At 44.6% G+C, this 24,037-nt stretch carries 15 protein-coding genes and 1 pseudogene; 13 read left to right on the forward strand and 3 right to left on the reverse strand.

The features are described 5' to 3' along the window. Positions 1–115: 115 nt before the first annotated feature. Positions 116–1,396 (reverse strand): citrate synthase, encoded by a 1,281-nt coding sequence (gene gltA, locus BTV99_RS05675; RefSeq protein ID WP_075101400.1) that lies wholly within the window; start codon positions 1,394–1,396, stop codon positions 116–118. A 1,087-nt stretch (positions 1,397–2,483) separates the two neighbouring features. Between gltA and sdhC the strand changes: the two genes are divergently transcribed. From sdhC to BTV99_RS05745, 13 genes are all read left to right on the forward strand, one after another. Further along, complete coding sequence (sdhC, locus tag BTV99_RS05685; RefSeq protein ID WP_075101402.1) at positions 2,484–2,870, forward strand: succinate dehydrogenase, cytochrome b556 subunit; 387 nt, start codon at positions 2,484–2,486, stop codon at positions 2,868–2,870. A gap of 2 nt (positions 2,871–2,872) precedes the next feature. Beyond that, complete coding sequence (gene sdhD, locus BTV99_RS05690; RefSeq protein ID WP_075101435.1) at positions 2,873–3,277, forward strand: succinate dehydrogenase, hydrophobic membrane anchor protein; 405 nt, start codon at positions 2,873–2,875, stop codon at positions 3,275–3,277. 390 nt (positions 3,278–3,667) lie between these two features. Continuing rightward, positions 3,668–5,518: a succinate dehydrogenase flavoprotein subunit gene (gene sdhA / locus BTV99_RS05695; protein ID WP_075101403.1), complete on the forward strand. Its 1,851-nt coding sequence runs from the start codon at positions 3,668–3,670 to the stop codon at positions 5,516–5,518. A 186-nt stretch (positions 5,519–5,704) separates the two neighbouring features. Beyond that, positions 5,705–6,415: a succinate dehydrogenase iron-sulfur subunit gene (locus BTV99_RS05700; protein ID WP_075101404.1), complete on the forward strand. Its 711-nt coding sequence runs from the start codon at positions 5,705–5,707 to the stop codon at positions 6,413–6,415. A gap of 1,116 nt (positions 6,416–7,531) precedes the next feature. Next, positions 7,532–10,414: a 2-oxoglutarate dehydrogenase E1 component gene (locus BTV99_RS05705; RefSeq protein WP_075101405.1), complete on the forward strand. Its 2,883-nt coding sequence runs from the start codon at positions 7,532–7,534 to the stop codon at positions 10,412–10,414. Between the two features lie 163 nt (positions 10,415–10,577). After that, positions 10,578–11,825, forward strand: a complete 1,248-nt coding sequence (gene odhB, locus BTV99_RS05710; protein WP_075101406.1) for a 2-oxoglutarate dehydrogenase complex dihydrolipoyllysine-residue succinyltransferase — start codon at positions 10,578–10,580, stop codon at positions 11,823–11,825. A gap of 368 nt (positions 11,826–12,193) precedes the next feature. After that, a complete protein-coding gene (lpdA, locus tag BTV99_RS05715) occupies positions 12,194–13,648 on the forward strand; it encodes a dihydrolipoyl dehydrogenase (RefSeq protein WP_075101407.1) in 1,455 nt (484 codons plus the stop codon). Positions 13,649–13,833: 185 nt separating this feature from the next. Next, complete coding sequence (gene sucC / locus BTV99_RS05720) at positions 13,834–15,000, forward strand: ADP-forming succinate--CoA ligase subunit beta (RefSeq protein WP_075101408.1); 1,167 nt, start codon at positions 13,834–13,836, stop codon at positions 14,998–15,000. Between the two features lie 187 nt (positions 15,001–15,187). Continuing rightward, positions 15,188–16,063, forward strand: coding sequence for a succinate--CoA ligase subunit alpha (gene sucD, locus BTV99_RS05725; protein WP_075101409.1), 876 nt, complete (start codon positions 15,188–15,190; stop codon positions 16,061–16,063). 99 nt (positions 16,064–16,162) lie between these two features. Continuing rightward, the gene (galE, locus tag BTV99_RS05730) at positions 16,163–17,209 is read left to right on the forward strand and encodes a UDP-glucose 4-epimerase GalE (protein WP_075101410.1); all 1,047 of its coding nucleotides are present in this window, start codon (positions 16,163–16,165) and stop codon (positions 17,207–17,209) included. Positions 17,210–17,248: 39 nt separating this feature from the next. Continuing rightward, complete coding sequence (gene wecB, locus BTV99_RS05735) at positions 17,249–18,388, forward strand: non-hydrolyzing UDP-N-acetylglucosamine 2-epimerase (RefSeq protein WP_075101411.1); 1,140 nt, start codon at positions 17,249–17,251, stop codon at positions 18,386–18,388. Positions 18,389–18,429: 41 nt separating this feature from the next. Next, positions 18,430–19,674 carry a UDP-N-acetyl-D-mannosamine dehydrogenase gene (gene wecC / locus BTV99_RS05740; RefSeq protein WP_075101412.1) on the forward strand — a complete coding sequence of 415 codons (1,245 nt, stop codon included), beginning with the start codon at positions 18,430–18,432 and terminating at the stop codon, positions 19,672–19,674. Between the two features lie 133 nt (positions 19,675–19,807). Further along, positions 19,808–23,542, forward strand: a complete 3,735-nt coding sequence (locus tag BTV99_RS05745; protein WP_075101413.1) for a glycosyltransferase — start codon at positions 19,808–19,810, stop codon at positions 23,540–23,542. Positions 23,543–23,567: 25 nt separating this feature from the next. Here BTV99_RS05745 and BTV99_RS13870 read toward each other — a convergent pair whose 3' ends face one another. Both BTV99_RS13870 and BTV99_RS13875 read right to left on the reverse strand, forming a co-directional pair. Continuing rightward, on the reverse strand, positions 23,568–23,711 hold the full coding sequence (locus tag BTV99_RS13870; RefSeq protein ID WP_372046512.1) for a hypothetical protein: 144 nt from the start codon (positions 23,709–23,711) through the stop codon (positions 23,568–23,570). 82 nt (positions 23,712–23,793) lie between these two features. Further along, positions 23,794–24,030: pseudogene (locus BTV99_RS13875) on the reverse strand (transposase); the annotation flags it as partial. Positions 24,031–24,037: the final 7 nt, after the last annotated feature.

Genomic DNA, 24,037 nt, shown 5'->3' on the forward strand with positions numbered 1-24,037 from the left:
CTCAAGCTATGACGGCGACAGCCAGCATCACAGTGCTTATCTATCGTTCATAAAAAATCCCGCATATAGCGGGATTTTTTATGATTATTTTATACACATGCCGTATCTAAGCAGATTACTTGCGGTCTTCTACTTTGACAAAGTCACGATGCGTCTCGCCAGTGTATAGCTGACGTGGGCGACCGATTTTGAACGGTGCGCTGTGCATCTCTAACCAGTGGCTGATCCAACCTGAGGTACGCGCCAATGAGAAGATCACGGTAAACATAGACGTTGGGATACCAATGGCTTTTAGGATGATGCCAGAGTAGAAGTCAACGTTTGGATACAGGTTACGCTCAACGAAGAACGGATCTTCTAAAGCGATTTTTTCTAGTGCCATGGCCAGCTCAAGCTTAGGATCGTTGATGCCTAGTGCGCCGAGTACTTCATCACAGGTCTCTTTCATGACTTGGGCGCGTGGGTCGAAGTTTTTGTAAACACGGTGACCAAAGCCCATGAGCTTCACTTCACGGCTCTTCACTTTTTCCATAAATGCTGGCACGTTTTCGACAGTACCGATTTCATCTAGCATCTCAAGCACAGCTTCGTTGGCGCCGCCATGTGATGGACCCCAAAGGGCGGCGATACCAGCGGCGATACAGGCGTAAGGGTTGGCACCCGTTGAACCAGCTAGGCGCACAGTAGAGGTCGAGGCGTTTTGCTCGTGGTCTGCGTGCAAGGTGAAGATTTTGTCCATCGCGCGGGTGACCACGTCGTTTGGCTCATAGTCCACATCAGCAGGCGTGGCAAACATCATGTACAAGAAGTTCTCCGCGTAGCTAAAGTCGTTACGTGGATACATGAACGGTTCGCCCTGCGAGTATTTATAACTCATCGCCGCAAGCGTTGGCATTTTTGCGATCAGACGAATAGCAGTGATTTCGCGGTGTGCTTCGTTGCTGACGTCTAGGTTGTCATGATAAAACGCTGACAAGGCACCCACAACGCCCACCATGATCGCCATTGGATGCGCGTCACGGCGGAAGCCTTCAAAGAATTTACGTAGTTGGTCATGCACGCCTGTGTGCTTACGGATTTTTTCAAAAAAGTCCGCTTTTTGCTCAGCGTTTGGCAAGTCACCATGAATCAAGGCATAGGCCACTTCTAGGTATTCAGCATTGTTTGCTAGCTGATCGATAGGGTAGCCGCGGTGCAACAGCTCACCTTTACCACCGTCGATATAGGTAATTTTTGACTCAACAGGAGCCGTAACTTTGAAACCTGGGTCGTAAGACCAAAAGCCTGAGTCTTGTAGAGCAGCAATATCGATAACTGGGCGCCCTAAAGTACCTTTGATGATAGGAAGTTCGTATTCTTCACCATTGACGGTTAGTTTGGCATTAGTGTCAGCCATAAATTGCTCTCCATTGATTTAACTTGTTAGAATAAAATTACTATAGACGCATACCCTCGCGCCCAGGATTACTACAGGCGCTTACCCTCGCGCCATGCTCAGTCAAACGGTCAAAATACATTTAACACATTTAATATGCTGGGTATATTAGCAGCAATTCCCTGCGATTTGAAAAGACTTTTACCATCAATGCCGCTAATTGGCACGGTTTGGTCGTGTTTATTCACTGTAATTTTTGTATCAAAATATGTCTGATTGGTTATTTTGCCGCAAATCTTACTTTTTATTGGCGGCAAAGATGCGCTGTGATGTCACTTGGATTTTATAAGTATCAGACTCGGTATCCATACTTGGCGAGATGATTTGTCTGTGCAAGCTAGCAGTATGGATATGATAGACAAAGTACGTACGGCAAATTTTTTTAGGATTGCTGGTCGTATCGCTATGTTTGATAAGACAAAACGCTGTTGTATTGTGAACTGATTGTTCCTTTTTTACCACATAATGGATAAATTTGTAATTATCGCCCAGTCATTTTATAATTGCAGCTACTTAACTGGCACGAGTTTTGTGCGAATTGATAAGTGGTCATGATATAGTGTCGTCTAGAGCTTCTCTATTCATACTGGTATTCATATTTGGTTACAGCTGGACAATGTCAATAGACCCAAACCCAACCGACGGTTTGAATGTTCTTGTTAACTGTTCTATTTTTAAACACTTAGCGTCAGGTTTGCACCCTTATAGATAACACAATCACAAGATAACAAAACACGGTTATCTTGTGATAAGTGCGACCAGTAAAAATAGACTAGTTAATCGATCTTACTCATGTTTATTTTCTTTGTTGTATAATAGACAGGTTGTTTGACCGATCTGTTTGCCAAGCAGTTGTAAACCGAGCAGTCGTAGACAAAGTATCAATACCTTACCACATGATTCTTTCTTCACCTTTAGCACAAACTAAACGAAGTCAGCTAGCTCTTCCTTACTTTATTCGTCTCGTGTGTTGCTCTACGCTTAATTGACACAATCCCGACCTATGTCATGCGTTGATAGCAGATACAGGAGTATAACCGCAAAAAGGATGCCCGCTGTGAAAAGCAACCGACCTATTGATCTGCCTTTAAGCCAAGTGATTAGCGTTAATCGCTCACCGATTGCGATCGCTTCTATCTTGCATCGTATCTCTGGCATTATTTTATTTTTATTGATTCCTGTCATGCTGTGGTTACTACAGAACTCATTGGCGTCGCCTGAGAGTTTTGAGACCGTGTTTGACAACGTACTTGTGCGCTTTTTAGCATGGATATTTGTGGCTGCGATTGCTTATCACTTTGTGATGGGTATCAAGCACTTATTTGCTGATATGGGCATGAACGAAGAGCTAAAATCTGGCCGCGCCGCATCTAAGGTCAGTTTTGTGATTGCAGCGATTTTAATTGTCGCGTCATTTGTATGGGTGATGTTCTAATGATTAAAAATGATTCAGGAATCAAAAGCGCAACTGGTCTGACAGGTTCAGGCTCACGTGATTGGATTGTCCAGCGTATCAGCGCGGTCGTTTTGGCCGTTTATAGTGTGGTGTTGCTGGGTTTCTTTTTGACCCATGGCGATGTCACCTATCTTGAGTGGTCGTCATTTATGACCAGCTTACCGATGCGTCTGTTTAGCTTGGTCGCTGTAGTGGCACTTGCAGGCCATGCTTGGGTAGGTATGTGGACCGTATTTACTGACTATATCACCTCAGGCAAGATGGGTGAGAGCGCGCCAAGATTGCGTTTGGTATTACAGACTTTAATGATTATCTCTATTTTAGTCTTTTTATTTTGGGGCATCATGATTTTTTGGGGTAATGGCTTTGGTGTCGTTGCTGTTTAATGATGAGGTGAGCACCCAGATTGGGTGGTAACGCCAAAATATCGATAAAAAATGGATGGCCGTAAATGTGATTGATAGCTTGGTTATCAATGCCATTCATATATAGCCGAAAATAGTCATAGCATTGGGTTTGGCTGCTTATTTATATTATGTCTAATATTTTATGATTAAAAAGACAAATGCGCTGATAGGGCGCTCGATAGATAAGTCGCCGAGCATAATACCGCTCAGCCCAGTATAACGATAGATATGCAAATTAAGTGGTTAAAGGCTAGATGTGTCATGTGCTTTAGGTAAGCTGCACTGAGAGAATAAATATTGGTGTACAGACACAGGACAGATAGCCTTTTTATTTACTTCTAAGCATTAACAGGCATTAGGAAAACCGTAATGGCAACTAGACAAGATAATACCATTAGTAATATTAAGACCCTAAACTACGATGCCGTCATCGTCGGTGGTGGTGGTTCAGGGATGCGTGCTTCACTGCATTTGGCTGAATCAGGCATGAAGGTTGCAGTTTTGACCAAAGTATTCCCAACCCGTTCGCACACCGTCGCAGCCCAAGGTGGCATCGGTGCAAGTTTGGGTAACATGAGTAACGATAACTGGCATTTTCACTTTTATGACACGGTAAAAGGCTCGGATTGGTTAGGTGACCAAGACGCGATCGAATACATGTGCCGTGAAGCGCCAAAAGTCGTCTATGAGCTTGAGCACATGGGCATGCCGTTTGACCGTAACGAAGATGGCACGATTTATCAGCGCCCATTTGGTGGTCATACCTCAAACTATGGCGAAAAAGCGGTACAACGCGCGTGTGCGGCAGCTGACCGTACAGGTCACGCCCTACTACATACGCTGTATCAAAAAAACCTAGAGCAAGGCACCGAGTTCTTTATCGAGTGGATCGCGCTTGATTTGATCAAAGACGAAGATGGCAACATCAACGGTGTGGTAGCGATTGAGCAAGAAACTGGTACCATCGCTGTCTTCCAATCACCAATAACCGTGCTAGCGACAGGTGGTGCAGGCCGTATTTTCGCCGCGTCTACCAATGCTTATATCAACACAGGTGACGGTATTGGTATGGCCGTGCGTGCTGGTATTCCATTGCAAGATATGGAGTTTTGGCAGTTCCACCCAACCGGCGTGCATGGTGCCGGCGTACTATTGACCGAAGGGTGCCGCGGTGAAGGGGCTATCTTGCGTAACAAAGATGGCGAAGCGTTCATGGAGCGTTATGCGCCAACGGTCAAAGACCTAGCGCCTCGTGACCTTGTATCGCGCTCGATGGACCAAGAAATCAAAGAAGGCCGCGGCTGTGGCCCGAACGCTGACCATATCGTAATGGACATGACGCACCTAGGTGTCGATACCATTATGAAGCGTCTACCATCAGTGTTTGAGATCGGTAAAAACTTCGCCAACGTCGACATCACCAAAGAGCCAATTCCAGTTATCCCGACCATTCACTATATGATGGGCGGTATTCCAACCACGATTCATGGTCAGGTCATCGTACCAGATCTAGAAGCGGGTACCGATGAAAACGGTCTATACGCTAAAGGCAACGTGGTGAAAGGCCTCTATGCCATCGGTGAGTGTGCGTGTGTCAGTGTCCACGGTGCCAACCGTTTAGGTACCAACTCACTTCTTGACTTGGTGGTATTTGGCCGCGCAGCTGGTAAGCACATCGTTGATGAGTTCCACCATGCCGACCACAACTATAAGCCATTAGATCCACGTGTGCTTGACTTCACCATGCGTCGCCTAGACAAGCTGCAGCAGTCTACTGAAGGCTACAACGCGCAAGATGTCGCTGATGAAATCCGCGCTACCATGCAAAAACATGCCAGCGTATTCCGTACCCAAGCCATCATGGACGAAGGTGTCGAAAAAATCTTGGCACTGGGTGAAAAAATCGACAAGATCCACTTGGCTGATAAATCACAAGTCTTTAACACCGCTCGTATCGAGGCCTTTGAAGTGGCAAACTTATACGAAGTTGCGAAAGCCACAATGATCTCGGCGGCGCATCGTCACGAAAGCCGCGGCGCGCACAGTGTTTCTGACTACGATCGTCCAGAGGATGATGATTACGCACCAAATGGCCGTAACGATCACGAGTGGATGAAGCATACCTTGTGGTATTCTGAAGGCAACCGCATCATTTATAAGCCAGTTCGTAAAGTGCCGTTGACAGTCGACTATATCGAGCCAAAAGTCCGCGTCTACTAATATTGGACGCCGCGCCTGATATATACTCGATATATAAACTGCGCAAACGTTTTATCCCTTATTCATTTATTAAAAGGTGACCGCCAGCTACATGCACTTGCTCGCGCTAACGATAAATCAGTCGTTAGCGTAACGAGATTGCAGTCTTTGTATGCCCGCCATCACCTATGTGTGGAGTTTAGCATTATGAGCCGAGGTACTCGCACCATCGAAATCTATCGCTACGATCCTGATGTGGACGCAGCGCCGCGCATGCAAACCTATACGATTGAGCTGTTAGACTCAGATCGTATGTTGCTTGACGTGTTATTACGCCTAAAGAAAGAAGATGAGACCCTCACTTTCCGCCGTTCTTGCCGCGAAGGCATTTGTGGCTCTGATGGCATGAACATCAATGGCAAAAACGGTCTTGCATGTCTTATCAACATGAACACCTTGCCAGAAAAAGTCACCGTCCGTCCTCTGCCAGGTCTGCCTGTGGTTCGTGATTTGGTCGTCGATATGAACCAGTTCTACGAGCAATACGAAAAAGTACACCCGTACTTAATCAACGATCAGCCAGCACCGCCGACAGAGCGTCTGCAATCACCTGAGCAGCGCGAAAAGCTAAACGGCCTGTACGAATGCATCTTATGTGCATGCTGTTCGACCAGTTGCCCATCATTCTGGTGGAACCCTGATAAGTTCTTAGGTCCATCAGCATTGCTACACGCCTATCGTTTTGTGGCTGATAGCCGTGATAGTGACACGCAAGCGCGTCTTGCTCGTTTGGACGATCCGTTTAGTTTGTTCCGTTGCCGCGGTATCATGAACTGTGTGTCAGTTTGTCCAAAAGGCTTGAATCCAACCAAAGCAATTGGTCATCTGCGTAATATGTTGATTGACCAAGCAGGTTAATCGTTTATAATTGCATGGTTTTTTACAGATACTGTAAAAAAAACACCACCTAGCCATTAGGTGGTGTTTTTTATTGATTAGGGGGAGCGGGGGCTGCTCAACTGTGCCACCTACCTTTAAAGACAGCAGCGCAAGCGCGATGTGTTTTTAGCGTGCATCAATGACAGTATGATGGTAAAGCTATATTGACAGTACGTTGGTCATGTGTAAGAAGGCCTGTGATAAAGGCGCGCGCCCTATATAATTAGAGACGCAATACCAGTAACCTGATAGAAAAGTCATACGGGTAAGCGCACATTAGCTTAGGGTTTTGATGAGCTATCTGACTTTATTTAGGTAATTTTAGTGCTTGATTGAGCCGAATGCTTAGGAAGATTTTGCCACTTTAGGTATAATAGCAAGCCAGAATCAGCCAATAATGATATCATTATATTGATAATAGATATTCATTATGTAAATACCTAGTATTGAACAAACAAACTATGTCGTAAAAAGTAGACATGCTACCCTATACAGCAATATATATTGGCTAAGAGTGTCACCTATCTCATTGATAGGATAACGGTTCAGCCAAAATAGCCGTATAAAAGACTAGCTGAAAGCAGGAAGACTGGCGACTCATTAGTTGCTAGCGTAATACCTATACGCACCTAACCAGCCATATATGTCAGGTGGATATATACTATGAACTTGCCATACACCAGCATGGATAACCCATGGTTAATAAATGTTAGTTAATAGATTTGTTATGGCTTTTTGCATTATATATAAATTAATGTTGTGAAACGAGTTGGTTCAGAAAACTGAGCGTTCACAAATAGTTATATTTTTACCAACACTATTGTAATAACTGCGATCAGCACTACTTAGCTATTGTCGACACCGTATGTTAGCGGCAATGCAAAAATAGACGAGAGACGGTCAGCGGTCAATTTGTTTGACTCTTGCTTGACGCAAGTTACGTCAGAGGTTATCCAGACTTTTGACCACCAACAAGCGCTCAGTCAATAAACGCTCAGCCGCTGATGTGACACAAGGTTTACATAGCAGATATACGACAGATTACACAATAATAAGCACGATTCCATTCATTTATCTATCAAATAGACGATTATTATGAATAGTATAACCAAAGACGCAGCAGAGCTAGGACATACTGAACTGGCCGCTGACAATGCCAATTATATCGAAGCGCTCTACGAGCAATACCTAACAGATCCTGATAGTGTGGATGCGGACTGGCAAACGTATTTTGAACAGTACAAGTCGCCAAATGACGCCAAACACAATGCTATTAAGGATCAGTTTTTATTGCTGGCCCGCAATCAAACCGCCAATAAAGTCAACACCGACACCAGTAGCGCGCCTGCTGGCAGTGCTGACTGCGCGGACCCTAAACAAATGGGTGTACAGCAGCTGATCTCAGCTTACCGCCGCCGTGGTCATCGCCGCGCCAAGCTAGATCCATTAGACCTGCATCCGCGTGCCGAAGTAGAAGATCTGACGCTAGAGTATCACAATCTATCAGAGGCCGATCTCGATACGGTATTTCCAACCAATGATTTAAACATCGGTAAAGACGAAGCGACACTCCGCGAGATCATCGAAATTATGGAGCGTGTGTACTGTCGTTATATCGGTGTTGAATACATGCACGTGACCACCAGCACCGAAAAACGCTGGATGGAAAAATACCTCGAGACCAACCTAGGCTATATCGAATTTGATAAAGAAAAACGCCTATCTATCTTAGAGCGTCTGACAGCGGCTGAAGGCCTCGAGAAATATCTGGCTCGTAAATACACTGGCGTCAAACGTTTCGGTCTAGAAGGCGGTGAGAGCTTTATCCCAGCCATCAATGAAATCATCCAACGGGCTGGCGGCTATGGCACCAAAGAGATGGTCATTGGTATGGCGCACCGTGGCCGTCTAAACCTATTGGTCAATATCTTAGGTAAAAACCCTGCCGATTTGTTTGATGAGTTCGATGGTAAGGTACAGCCAGAAAAAGGCTCAGGCGACGTTAAGTATCATAACGGTTTTTCTTCTAACGTCATGACACCAGGCGGTGAGGCGCATTTGGCTCTAGCCTTTAACCCCTCGCATCTTGAAATCGTGGCGCCTGTCTTACAAGGCTCGGTACGTGCACGTCAAGTTCGCCGTAACGACCAGCCATTTATGGACAACCAAGACGGTAACTCAGTATTGCCAATCGTTATCCATGGTGATGCTGCCTTTGCCGGTCAAGGGGTGGTTCAAGAAACCTTCCAGATGTCACAGACGCGTGCTTATACCACGGGCGGTACGGTTCATATCGTGATCAACAACCAAGTCGGCTTTACGACCAGCCGTCAAGAAGACGCCCGCTCAACCGAGTACTGTACTGATGTGGCCAAGATGGTGCATGCTCCTATCTTACACGTCAACGGCGATGACCCTGAGTCTGTGGTGTTTGCCGCGCAATTGGCATTAGACTACCGTCATGAGTTTGACAAAGACATCATCATTGATTTGTTCTGCTATCGCCGTAACGGCCACAACGAAGCCGACGAGCCATCAGCGACGCAGCCTTTGATGTATGCAGTTATCAAAAAACTGCCTACGACGCGTACTATCTATGCACAAAAACTCATCGCCGATGGCGTCCTTAGTGCAGAAGAAGAAAAACAGTACGAAGATGACTACCGTGAGTCGCTAGACCGTGGTGACTATGTCGCTAATGCCTTGGTCAGCAAGCCAAACGAAGCATTATTTGTCGATTGGAAGCCCTATCTAGGCCATGATTTGGTCGATGAGTGGGATACCAGCGTCGATATCGAAAAATTAAAAGAGTATGGCCGCCGTATGGCGCAGATGCCAGAAGGCTACAAGCTACAGCGTCAAGTACAAAAAATGGTCGATCAGCGCCTAGCCATGCAGACAGGCGAAGAGCCATTGAACTGGGGCGCTGCTGAAACCTTAGCCTATGCGTCATTGGTCGATCATGACAATGTCTTGGTTCGTATCACTGGTGAAGATGTCGGCCGTGGTACTTTCTCGCATCGCCATAGTGAGATCTACAACGTCAATGACGGCAGCATGTATGTGCCCTTATCGCATATCAGCGAAGACCAAGCACGTTTTGCCACTTATAACTCGTTGTTGTCAGAAGAAGCGGTACTGGCCTTTGAATACGGCTATGCAACCACCGTACCAAACGCGCTAATCGTTTGGGAAGCGCAGTTTGGTGATTTCGTCAACGGCGCACAAGTGGTGATTGATCAGTTTATCTCAAGCGGCGAGACCAAATGGCAACGCGTTTGTGGTCTGACCATGCTGCTGCCACATGGCTACGAAGGTCAAGGCCCTGAGCATTCTTCAGCACGTCTTGAGCGTTTCTTGCAGCTATGTGCCGAAGACAACATGCAAGTGATTACCCCAACGACGCCTGCACAGATTTATCATGCCTTACGTCGTCAAGCGGTACGCCCGATTCGTAAGCCGCTTATCGTTATGTCGCCGAAGAGCCTGCTGCGTCATAAGCTGGCCACCTCTCACCTAGAAGAGCTTGCTAACGGTAAGTTTGAGACGGTACTGCCAGAGATGGATGAGCACAATGCAGACAACATCACTCGTATGGTGCTCTGTGGTGGTAAGGTCTACTATGATCTACTTGAGCAGCGCCGTGCGCTAGGCCTTGATCATGTGGCCATCGTCCGTATTGAGCAGCTTTATCCATTGCCAGAAAAACGCTTGATTGCTGAGATCGAAAAATACAGCAACCTAAAAGAAATCGTTTGGACGCAAGAAGAGCCATTGAACCAAGGTGCTTGGTACTATCTAGCGCCGCATATGTTCCGTATCGTCGTACCACATCCAACCAAGGCAAAAGTCATGGAGCCAGTGGCACGTCCACCGAGCGCCGCTCCTGCGACAGGCTCGCCAAAACTGCATGCTCAGCAGCAGCAAGCACTGATCGCTGGTGGTCTTGGTATCAGTGTCGATGAGCTGGCAAAGTAAGATAAGTGACAGACGTTACAAGTTATAGATTATAGAAGACACATGAGGCAGGCGATGACAGTCAGTACTGGCAATACCTATCAGTGACATTGTTGCACACAGTATTGACTGCCTATCACGACTTAATAACGCATATAAATATCCAAATCTAAGGAGTATCTCGATGGCTGATATCAAAGCCCCCGTTTTTCCAGAATCGGTTGCCGATGGCACGATCGTCGAATGGCATGTCAGTGAAGGTCAGCAAGTAAACCGTGATGACCTATTGGCTGAAATCGAAACTGACAAAGTTGTTTTAGAAGTTGTGGCACCTGATGATGGTGTTGTGACCAAAATCGTCAAGCAAGTAGATGACACAGTACTATCTGACGAGCTGATCGCTGAGTTTGAAGCGGGTGCAAGCGGCAGCGCAGACTCAAACGATGAGCCAGCAGTCAACCCAGACCAGCCAGCGGCACCAGTGCAAGCCAAGCAAGGTACAGATGGTGGTGAGCCAGTACAAGCCACTGACAAAAAAGCCGAAGCTGACCATAAAGATCAAAGCCCAGCCGTGCGTAAAGCAGCCAAAGAGTCTGGCGTAGATCCGAAAAACGTCGAAGGCAGTGGCCGCGGTGGCCGTGTGACCAAGAGTGATATGGCAAACCCAACGCTAAAAGCTGACAGCTCTATCAAGTCAGATAGTGGTCGTCCTGTGGCAGAGTCAACTGGCGAGCGCACCGAAAAACGCGTTCCAATGACGCGCCTACGTAAGCGTGTCGCTGAGCGCCTACTGTCAGCTACCCAAGAAACCGCTATGTTGACGACCTTTAACGAAGTCAACATGAAGCCATTGATGGACATGCGTACTAAGTACAAAGCCCAGTTCGAAAAACGTCATGGGGTACGTCTAGGCTTTATGTCGCTATTTGTCAAAGCGGCGACCGAAGCACTCAAACGCTTCCCAGCGGTAAACGCTTCGCTAGACGGTGATGACATCGTTTATCATGGTTTTTATGACATCGGTGTGGCGGTATCATCAGATCGCGGCCTCGTCGTTCCAGTACTGCGTGATACTGACCGTATGAGCATGGCAGACATCGAAGCCAAAATCCGTGAATACGGTAGCAAGGCGCAAGAAGGCAAGCTTGGTCTAGACGAAATGACAGGTGGTACGTTCACTATCTCAAACGGCGGTGTCTTTGGTTCACTGATGTCAACGCCTATCTTGAACCCACCGCAAACTGCTATCTTGGGTATGCATGCGATCAACGAGCGCCCAATGGCGGTCGACGGTAAAGTTGAGATCTTGCCAATGATGTACCTAGCGCTGTCTTATGACCACCGTATGATCGATGGTAAAGAAGCGGTACAATTCTTAGTGACACTAAAAGAATTGGTCGAAGATCCTACTATGCTTCTTTTAGACCTGTAAGCTTCTAAGCTTGTATTGGCAATCGCTGATACAAGTTTTTTAACTTTGGTATCGGCCATTGTCATTTGAGCAAAATTAAGCTTAGCAGTAATCAAGCCGTTTAGCTATGACGTTTAATTGTGACGTTTAATGAAAACGCAGTCATATAGGGCGGCGTTTGACGGCTGGCTGTTAGTACGCCTTATTGAGCTGTCTGTATTTGAGGCAGCCTATTGGCTACTATAGACGTCATCAAAACCAGACAGATGATTAACCCTGTGGTTAAAGATGAGATCGGTCGTTATTGCACAAAAGTGACACCATCGTGCCGATATACCTCACACAACATGAGCAAAATCTAAAATAATCTAAAAAAATAGGAACGTACTATGAAAGACAATTATGATTTGGTCGTCATCGGCGGCGGTCCTGGCGGTTATGAAGCAGCCATTCGCGCAGGTCAGCTTGGTATGAGCGTGGCCTGTATCGAAAAACGCGTTTATAAAGGCGAGCCTGCGCTTGGCGGTACTTGTCTAAACGTCGGTTGTATCCCATCAAAAGCCTTGCTGGATAGCTCGCATCGTTATGAAGCGACCAAGCATGACCTAGCTGAGCATGGCATCAGCACAGGTGATGTCTCTATCGATATCGAGCAGATGATCGTTCGCAAAGAAGGCATCGTCAAGCAGTTGACCGGCGGCGTGGCAGCATTGCTCAAGGGCAATGGCGTTGACTGGCTACAAGGCTGGGGTACGCTCATCGATGGTAAAGGTAGCGAGAAAAAAGTTAAATTTACCGCGTTAGAAGACGACAGCGAAACGACCATCACCGCAAAAAATGTCATTCTTGCGGCAGGCTCTGTGCCTATCGAGATTCCAGTGGCCAAAACTGACGGCGACCGTATCGTTGATTCAACTGGCGCGCTTGACTTTACTGAAGTACCTAAGCGCCTTGGCGTGATCGGTGCGGGTGTGATCGGTTTGGAGCTAGGCTCTGTATGGCGCCGCTTGGGTAGTGAGGTTGTGGTATATGAAGCACTACCAAGCTTCTTAGCTGCTGCTGACAAAGACATCGCCAAAGAAGCCGGCAAACTGCTGAAAAAGCAAGGCCTTGATATCCGAGTCGATACCAAAGTTACCAACGCTGAAGTCAAAGGCGATCAAGTCGTTGTGACCAGCGAAGCCAAAGGCGAGTCGAGCGAGGAGAGCTTTGATAAGCTAATCGTCTGTGTCGGTCGCCGTGCCTACTCTGAAAAACTACTGGGCGAAGACAGCGGTATCACCTTGACCGAGCGCGGTCTAATCGATGTCGACGATCAGTGTAAAACCAATCTAGACGGCGTCTATGCCATCGGTGATCTGGTACGTGGCCCTATGCTTGCGCACAAAGCGATGGAAGAGGGCATGATGGCCGTCGAGCGTATCCATGGCGAAAAAGCTCAGGTCAACTACGACACCATCATCAACGTCATCTATACCCATCCAGAAATCGCATGGGTTGGCATGACTGAGCAAGAAGCCGAAGAAGCTGGTTATGAAGTCAAAACTGGCTCATTTAACCTAGCGGCCAACGGTCGTGCGCTTGCGCAAAGCGAAGGCCAAGGCTCTATCAAAGTCGTCGCCGATGCCAAAACAGATCGCTTGTTAGGTATGCATGCCATCTCTGCAGGCGCAGGCGATATCGTCCATCAAGGCATGATCGCGATGGAGTTTGTTTCTAGTATCGAAGACTTGCAGCTGATGACGTTTGCTCACCCAACGATCTCAGAGGCAGTACACGAAGCGGCGCTATCTGCAGATGGCCGCGCCATTCACGCTATCCAGCGTAAAAAGCGTAAAAAATAAGTCGTTCGCTACCGTTGCAAAACAAGCAAACAAATAAGCAAGTATCGATTTATGACTTGACTATTTAGGCGTCAATGATAGTGCTGCTATCGGCGCTGCTGCTATGGTCATGAGTGCGCCAGGCTCTGGTCTACGCGCACTTATTTTCACTTTTTATTAATTGTAAAAAACAAGGGATACAATCAATGAATTTACATGAGTATCAAGCAAAAGAGCTATTAAAAAGCTACGGATTGCCTATTCAAGAAGGCATCATCGCCCACAATGGCGACGAAGCTGCTGCTGCTTTTGACAAAACCCCAACCGATATCGCCGTCATCAAAGCACAGGTACACGCTGGTGGCCGTGGTAAAGCGGGCGGTGTAAAGCTGGTTAAGACTCGTGAAGAAGCCAAACAAGTGGCAGAAGAGCTCATCGGTACCAACTTGGTCACCTTCCAGACTGATGCTGATGGCCAACCCGTCAACTTCGTCTTGGTTGCAGAAGATATGTATCCAGTACAGACTGAGCTATATCTTGGTGCTGTGGTCGACCGTGCTACCCGCCGTGTGACCTTTATGGCATCAACCGAAGGCGGCGTCGATATCGAAGAAGTCGCTAATGAGACACCAGAAAAAATCTTTAAAGTACATGTAGATCCATTAGTCGGTCTTATGCCTTTCCAAGCGCGTGATGTGGCGTTTAAACTTGGCCTAGAAGGCAAACAAATCAACCAGTTCGTAAAATTGATGACTGGCGCATACAAAGCCTTTGTCGAAAACGACTTTGCCCTAATGGAAATCAACCCATTAGCCGTACGCGAAAACGGCGAAATCGTCTGTGTCGATGGCAAAATCGGTATCGATTCAAACGCTCTATATCGCCTACCAAAGATCGCTGCGCTACAAGACAAAACGCAAGAAAACGAGCGTGAGCTAAAAGCTGCTGAGTTTGATCTAAACTACGTCGCCCTAGAAGGCAACATCGGCTGTATGGTCAACGGTGCGGGTCTTGCTATGGCAACCATGGACATCATCAAACTGTACGGCGGCAAGCCTGCTAACTTCCTAGACGTGGGCGGCGGTGCAACCAAAGATCGCGTTGTAGAAGCGTTCAAAATCATCCTAGAAGACAGCAGCGTAGAAGGCGTTCTTATCAACATCTTCGGCGGTATCGTACGCTGTGACATGATCGCAGAAGCCATCATCGCTGCGGTCAAAGAAGTCGACGTACAAGTACCTGTCGTCGTCCGTCTAGAAGGTAACAACGCTGAAAAAGGCGCGCAAATCCTAGAAGAGTCTGGTCTAAAACTGATCTCAGCTCAGGGCCTCGCAGACGCTGCACAAAAAATTGTCGAAGCTGTACAAGCTTAATACCGATTGCGCCAGCGCCTTAGAGTAGGGCGATAAAACCAAACTCTAAGCATATAAGCGCTATCGCATAGTCGTCAAAGCGTGATGGCACTTGCTAGGCTCGGATCGTCATTGTCAGATCATCATTGATAGTGGTCATCAGTCGTCAAGTCGCTGTCACAAGACAACCGAATACAAGGAAAAAATAATGAGTGTATTAATCGATAAAGATACCAAAGTATTGGTACAAGGTTTTACGGGTAAAAATGGTACGTTCCATTCAGAGCAAGCCATCGAATACGGCACCAAAGTCGTCGGCGGTGTCACGCCAGGTAAAGGCGGTCAAACGCACCTAGGCCTACCAGTGTTCAACACTATGGCGGAAGCGATGGAAGCGACTCAAGCGGACGCGTCTGTAATCTACGTACCAGCACCATTTGTACTAGACTCTATCGTTGAAGCAATCGATGCGGGCGTTAAGCTGATCGTTGTAATCACTGAAGGCGTACCGACTCTCGATATGCTAAAAGCCAAGCGCTATCTAGAAGAAGCGGGCGATGTGCGTCTAGTGGGTCCAAACTGCCCAGGCGTCATCACGCCAGGCGAATGCAAAATCGGTATCATGCCAGGCCACATCCATCAGCCAGGTAAAGTGGGCATTATCTCACGTTCTGGTACCTTGACTTACGAAGCTGTAGCTCAAACTACTAAGCTTGGTTTTGGTCAGTCAACCTGTATCGGTATTGGTGGTGACCCTATCCCTGGTATGAACCAAATCGACGCGCTAAAACTGTTTGAAGAAGATCCACAGACCGAGGCGATCATCTTGATCGGTGAGATCGGTGGTACTGCGGAAGAAGAAGCCGCTGCTTATATCAAAGACCATGTGACGAAGCCTGTGGTTGGCTATATCGCTGGTGTCACTGCTCCAGAAGGCAAGCGTATGGGCCATGCTGGTGCGATCATCTCTGGTGGTCAAGGTACTGCAGAAGAGAAGTTCAGAGCCTTTGAAGACGCTGGTATCGCGTATACACGTGACCCATCGAAGCTGGGCGATAAGCTAAAAGAAGTTACTGGCTGGTAAGGTAGACGTCAGCATAAGTCTACAAAAAGCCACGAAAGCTGTGTTGAATTATCAAAAAGACACCTCTACAATGGGGTGTCTTTTTTTGTTTGAAAAATTATGAAGAATAAAATCCTCGTCACAGGCGGCGCAGGCTACATCGGCTCTCATACTTGTATAGCCTTGCATCAGGCAGGCTACGAGATAGTTGTTTATGACAATCTATCTAATAGTAGCCGTGAAGCGATAAATCGGGTCTCTCACCTTATCGGTGCACCTATTGAGTTTGTTAAGGGTGATATCCGTGATGCCAAGGCATTGAGACAAGTATTTGACGCGCATCAATTCTTTGGTGTCATACATTTTGCAGGGCTTAAAGCTGTCGGTGAGTCCGTGGCCAAGCCCTTACTTTATTATAATAACAACGTCAGTGGCACCATTACCTTACTCGAAGTCATGGCTGAGTACGATGTTAAAAATCTTGTTTTTTCCTCATCAGCTACGGTCTACGGTGATCCTAAGACTCTCCCTATCGACGAGACTGCCCCGCGCTCCTGTACCAATCCCTATGGCCAGAGCAAGCTGACCGTCGAGCATATCCTAGAAGATCTAGCCGTCTCCGATACTAGCTGGAGTCTAATCTCTCTGAGATATTTTAATCCAGTAGGCGCGCATCCATCAGGGCAGATAGGCGAAGACCCAAACGATATTCCAAACAATCTCATGCCCTATATCTCGCAAGTCGCTGTCGGTAAGCTGGAAAAACTTAGCATCTTTGGCAATGACTATCCGACTATCGATGGTACTGGCGTGCGGGATTTTATCCATGTCACTGATTTAGCAGCAGGTCATGTCTCGGCACTGAATTATTTACAGCAGCAAGTCAATGTACAGCAAAGCTCAGCAGGGTTTTTGCCTATCAATTTAGGGACTGGCACAGGTACGTCGGTGTTAGAGCTGGTCAATGCCTTTACTGAGATCACAGGGCAGCGTGTGCCGTATCAGTTTGTCGCGCGGCGTGCCGGAGATATCGCCAGCTGCTATGCCAGTGCCGATAAAGCCAAAGCGCTACTTGGCTGGCAAGCTAAGCTGTCTGTCGCTGAAATGTGTGCAGATACCTGGCGCTGGCAAAGTCAAAATCCGAGTGGCTATAGCACAGCGCTATAATTTTATTTTGAGAACAAGTTAATATTACAAGAGATATTTATGAAAAAAGTATTAAGTATATTTGGCACGCGCCCTGAAGCGATCAAAATGGCTCCGGTCGTCAAGGCGCTAGAAGCTAGCCCTCATATCAAATCACTGGTCTGTGTCACGGCTCAGCATAGAGAGATGCTTGATCAAGTATTGTCGTTATTTGAAATCACCCCTGATTATGACTTAAATATCATGAAATCAGGGCAGAGCTTGACACAGGCTAGCTCAAGAATGTTACTTGCGCTTGAGCCCATTCTTGCAGAGTGTCAGCCAGACTTAGTCTTAGTGCATGGTGATACGTCGACTACGTTATGCGGCGCGCAAGCAGCTTTTTATCAGCAGATTCCTATCGGTCATGTCGAGTCTGGACTGCGAACTTATAATATCTATTCTCCTTGGCCAGAAGAAGCCAATAGACAGCTGACCAGTATCATTACTAAACTGCACTTTTCACCAACCAAAAGAGCGGCTCAGCACTTATATGATGAGCATAATAATCCTGATTTTATCTATGTAACAGGTAATACGGTGGTTGACGCATTATTGAATGTCAAAAATAAGCTAGAAACGAATGACGCACTGAGAGCTGAATTACAGCAACAGTTTTCAGAATTAGACTTTAGTAAACGCCGTGTCTTGATTACAGGGCATCGCCGTGAAAACTTTGGTAATGGCTTTGAGTCGATCTGCCAAGCCATTCAAGAGCTCGCAAAAAAATATCCAGAGTATGAGTTTGTCTATCCTGTGCATCTAAACCCGAATGTCAAGGAGCCCGTAGAGCGTTTGCTCAATGGTCTTGATAATGTCAAACTGATTAAACCGCAAGATTATCTGCCATTTGTTTATCTGATGAGCACCAGTTATTTGATTCTTACTGACTCAGGTGGTATCCAAGAGGAAGCACCATCTTTCGGTATTCCAGTATTAGTCATGCGTGAAACCACGGAGCGCCAAGAAGCAGTCGAAGCGGGAACCGTTAAATTGGTCGGTACGCATCATGCGACTATTGTGGCTGAAGTGAGCAATCTTATCGAAAACGAAGCTGTCTATGCAAAAATGAGTGAAGCGCATAACCCATACGGTGATGGTAAAGCCTCACAACGTATCACAGAGACGATTGTCAACTTCTTTGAAGCAAAAGAAGCCTAAACAGAATTGAATCAACTATAGATAAATGGAATAACATATAAATGAAAAATATTTGTGTATTTGGTTTGGGGTATATCGGTCTGCCAACCGCGGCGATGTTTGCGCATCATGGCGCTAGTGTCATTGGGGTCGATGTCAATCAACATGCGGTGGATACCATCAATCAAGGCAAAATCCACATCGTAGAGCCTGGCCTAGAAGCCATTGTAAAAAAAGCCGTAGATGATGGTAACCTTAAGGCTAGCCTCACGCCTGAACACTCTGATGCTTATCTGATCGCCGTACCCACACCATTTAAGGGCGACGACCATACCCCTGACCTATCTTATATTGAGGCAGTGAGTAAAGCGCTCGCACCTCTGCTAGAGAAGGGCGATGTGGTGATCCTAGAGTCGACTTCGCCAGTAGGCGCTACAGAGCAAATGGTAGAGTGGCTGGCGGCAGCACGTCCAGATCTGACTTTCCCTGATTATTATCAGCCTGATCATGAAGCGGATATCTTTGTGGCTTACTGCCCAGAGCGCGTATTACCAGGTAAAGTAGTCGAAGAGCTAATCTCAAATGATCGTATCATCGGTGGTATGACTAAAGAGTCGACTAAAAAGGCGCAGGAAGTATATCGTATCTTTGTGGAAGGCGACCTGCTAGCGACCAACTCTCGTACGGCTGAAATGGCAAAGCTGACCGAAAATGCCTCTCGTGATGTGAGTATTGCCTTTGCCAATGAGTTGTCTATTATTTCAGACAAATTAGATATCAATGTCTGGGAGCTGATTGAGCTGGCCAATCATCATCCACGGGTCAATATATTGCAGCCTGGCGCTGGGGTAGGCGGTCACTGTATCGCTGTCGATCCATGGTTTATTGTTAATCAGAATCCTGAAGAAGCACGTATTACACGTATGGCACGTGAGATTAATGATGGTAAGCCAAAGTGGGTAATCGCAAAGATTAATGAGCAAATAGAAGCGCTTAAGCAAAACGGCATAGATAGACCTACTGTAGCACTACTAGGTTTGGCCTTTAAACCTAATATCGATGATTTACGTGAAAGCCCAGCGGTTAATATTGCGAGAGACATGCTAGATGCTGATTTGGCTAAGCTGTTATTAGTTGAGCCAAATATTAATGAGCTACCTAAGAGTTTAACAGTAGGAAATTTAGTTGATTTAGACTTGGCGTTAGAACAAGCAGATATTGTTGCTGTATTAGTCGCGCATAGTGAGTTTGAAAACCTAAATTTATCGAAAAAACAAGTTGTTAACTTTGTCACTAATGGTTATTAACTCCTTACTTATGCCTAGTCGTAGATTAAAAGAATCTATGGCTAGGTATATTTTTCTATTTTAGCTTGCTTCACATCTATATTGCTTTGCCTAATCCTCAATTCACTTCTGCCTTAAATAATTTTGGTGACTCATGAAAAAGAAAATTATTAGTATGTTCTCAAGCAATATAAAGGAAATTAGTGACTCTGATCTTAAAGTTATCCGTGAACTCATTGAAAAGCGTGGAGGCTCTGTCAAAGCTCTAAAGGAATATATTAGAGAGCTAGAGCTAGAGAACGAAAGAAGTAGGAGGTGTAAAGCTAATGAGAAAAACACGATTTCTTATAAGCTTGGCAAGTCAATTATTGATGTCGCTAAAAGAGAAACAGGAATCAAGACTTTTGGTAAAGAGCTTTATTCTATTTACGTGGACTCATTGAGTAGAAAGAATCGTGACTTAAGTAAAGCCAACTTATTGTCTAAAGTGGTGCTGCTTAACGAACAAAAGCAAAAAGAAAGAGATGAAAGGGTAGAAAAATTAGTCCAAAAGAATTACCCAAACAGAAGTGAAGCTTTGGAGCCGCCTAAGAAAGTTAAGAAAGTACGTAAGCTTAATAATGAACATGTGAACTACCTCAGCTTGCAAAAGTCGTTTAATGATAAAAATACTAGAATTGCGGCAATTATGGATGAGTTCACATCGTTATGTTTCAACCCTGAGGCCGAAATTCTCCATATTATGCCAGAAAACTGGGAGTCAGAAATATCAGAATTTAAGCCTGATATGTTGTTTATTGAGTCTGCTTGGAAAGGTAAGGATGGGTTGTGGCAAACCAAAGTTAGTCATCAGGCTGATGAACTGTTAGCACTAATTAAATATTGTGAAAAAAATAATATAAGAACAGTTTTTTGGAGCAAGGAAGATCCTGTGCATTTTGGCACGTTCTTGGGGGTTGCTGAACGGGTTGATGTTGTATTTACAACAGACATCGATTGTATTCAGAAATATAAAAAACATTTAGGTCATGATAGAGTGTACTTATTATGTTTTGCAGCACAGCCAAAAACACACAATCCTATTGAGGTTTATGAGCGCAAAAACAAGTTTAACTTTGCGGGATCATATTATCTGAAATATCCAGTTAGACAGCGTGATTTCAGTGTTCTGTCTGAAGTAGCACAGGACTACCAAGGGCTTGATATTTATGATCGTAACTTCCATAAGCCACACCCACATTACGAGTTTCCAGAGCGATATCGTTCAATGATCTTAGGCAGTTTAGATCCGTCTGAGATAGATAAAGCTTATAAGGGCTATGTTTATGGTATCAATATGAATACTATTAAACAGTCACAAACGATGTTTGCAAGACGTGTATTTGAAATGCTTGCCTCTAATACTATCGTATTAAGTAACTATTCACGTGGTACAAGGCTGCTATTCGGTGATTTAGTCATATGCTCTGATGAAGCAAGTGAGCTTAAAAGGCAGCTAAAGAAGTTTACTGAAGATATCATTACTCAAAAGAAATACAAGCTTCAAGGTCTAAGAAAAGTATTAAGTCATCATACTTATCAGCATCGACTAAAGTATATTCTAGAAAAGTCATTCGAAACAGAGCTGGATATCAACAACTATCATATAGCAGTCATTTCAAAGGTTGAAAATTCAAACGAACTCGATAGCGTTCTGAACAGTTTTGAAAGTCAATGGTATCCAGATAAACAGTTATATATATTAGGTGATGTAGAGCTTCCAAACACTTTAGGAAGTAACATCAAAACTTATCGTGATGAGGATGACCTATTTGATGCCTTAGCTGGTACAAAACAAGATAGTTATATTGCTGTATTTAATCCAAACGATAGCTATGGGGAATATTACCTATTTGATTTGGTTCAGAGCCATACTTACTTGAATGAAGGTTTCAATTCGGATATTAAAGTTATTACTAAAGACAGCTACTTTGATAGTGTAAATAATCAAATACAGTTGGTCGAAGGTAATGAATATTTAGAAGTCGATAGTTTCAAGTGTAATAAGAGCTTGATTAGAGCTGACTTATTTCAGGAACTCTTTGTCGATAATGAAGGGCTTGACGCTCTACTTGAGTTAGAGGTACATAATAAAGCATTCTCAATTGACTGTTTCAATTATGTGCTAAATGGTGCTGGGCTGAGCGATGACACATTATTCGATGCACATGGTCAACTATCATTAGATGAAGGTGTTGATTATGAAAACAGGCTTCTTAAAGTAGCTGAAGCTATCGATATGAATAGTGCTAATGAGGAGTTAGGAAGCTATCAAGACTCAAATGCATTTATATTCTCAGCCAATGAGATAGATGGGCAACTAATTAGACCTCAAAGCAAACAAATCCAAATTAATAAGGATAAAGGATGCGTAGAGATTAAGTCTACTCTTCCTGATGATAAGCACGCGTATATCTATTTCAAAAAAACTTATACTAGAGAAGAAGTTAATTTAAAACTTAATAGCCAGTTTGTTGTTAATGCTGAAGCTAATATGGATACCCGTTCCGTATTTGTCTTCTTAGATGCAGAAAAAAATAAACTTTCGCATCATATAGCATCAGTTGGTTTTAATCATACGATGCCTATCCCTCCAGATTGTGTTTATATAAAGGTTGGCTTCAAAGTGACTGGTAATGGTCATTCATTAATTAAGTCAATAAACATTGGTGAAAAACGAGAAGCAGTAAATGATTTGGTTGCCAAAAGCAGTACTTTGGTGCTGGCTAAGCAGTATCCAGCATATGATGATCTATATAAGTATGGCTTCCTACATAGTAGAGTTAGAGCATATAAGAATCATAATCATATTGTAGACATACTACGATTTACAAACGATAACTCAAGTTTAGGTTTTAGAGAATTTGAGTCTATAGATGTATTTAGTGGTAATGAAAGTCATCTAAGAAACACTCTAGAATCAGGTCAAATAACAAATATTTTTGTTCATTTAATGGACAAGAATATGTGGAATATCATAAAAGACTACCGAGATTCCATCAAAATAACTATATGGCTGCATGGCGCTGAGATACAAAGCTGGAAGCGCCGAGAGTTTGATTTAGTTGGTCTTACCGATACTGAGGTAGAGAGAAAGAAAAAACTTGCTGATAATCGAATTGCGTTTTGGAAACAACTCATCAATGAAGAGTTAAATGAAAATATTAAATTAATATTTGTATCTAATACTTTCCTCAGTGAGGTTGAAGAAGATTTAGAGTTAACTATTCCAACTGACAATAAAATGGTCATCCATAACTACGTAGATAGTAGTATATTTAACTATCAAGAAAAAAATGTTAGTGATAGATTAAAGCTCTTATCCATTAGACCATACTCAGGTCCTAAGTATGGTAATGATATAACGAGAGATGCAATATTAGAGCTATCAAAATATGACTTTTTCGAAGATCTAGAGATTAATATCTATGGTGATGGTGAGGAGTTTGATACTATCAATGAGCCTTTACTTGAATTTGAAAATGTTCATCTGCATAAGCGCTTCTTAACACATGATGAAATAGCTGAGGCTCACAAGCAACACGGTGTATTCTTAAATCCGACTAGATGGGACTCTCAAGGAGTATCTAGAGACGAAGCCATGTCATCGGGGTTAGTAGTGGTTACAAATAAGGTAGCTGCCGTTCCTGAGTTTATTTCAGATGCTGAAGGTGCATTATTTGAGGCCGAAGATGTAGAGGAAATGGTTGAGAGAGTTAAAGAAATTATTAATGATTCTGAGGCTTTCTTAAAAAAATCAAGATCAGCTAATGAGAGAGCTAAAGAACAATGCGGTTTTGAGACAACAATACGTAAGGAGTTGGATTTGATTACGCATAATAAGTCTTAAATACATTTTTGATTCGATTATATAGTCAGCTCAAAATAAAATTGTTATGGCCAGGGCAAACATCATAAAACAATTTGGATAAGTCATTTTCCATCCAGCCTTGGCGTAGAAACTTCACCTGAGCCCATTTCTTTTCTATAGGGTTTAGGTCTGGGCTGTACGGTGGCAACCATAAAATACGATGCCCGTGCCTGTTTAGTAGCTTTTGAATACGCTTGCTTACTCTTATGAAATTTGGCGTTATCCATCACAATCACGCATTTTGTTTTAAGACTTGGGATTAGGGTTTGTTTGCACCAGTGATAGAAGACGATGCTGTTGATGTTTGTCTCAAAGTAATCAAGCGCAAACAGCATCTTTTCATACAGAGCACCAATAACGTTGGTTCGCTTTTTACCTTGCCAGTTGTAGCTATCGATACAAGGCTTACCAATCGGTGCATAACCATGAGAGCGAATGGTTTCAGACTCAAAGCCGCTTTCGTCCATATATACA

This window comes from Psychrobacter sp. Rd 27.2, assembly GCF_001921755.1.
GTDB classification, from domain to species: domain Bacteria; phylum Pseudomonadota; class Gammaproteobacteria; order Pseudomonadales; family Moraxellaceae; genus Psychrobacter; species Psychrobacter celer.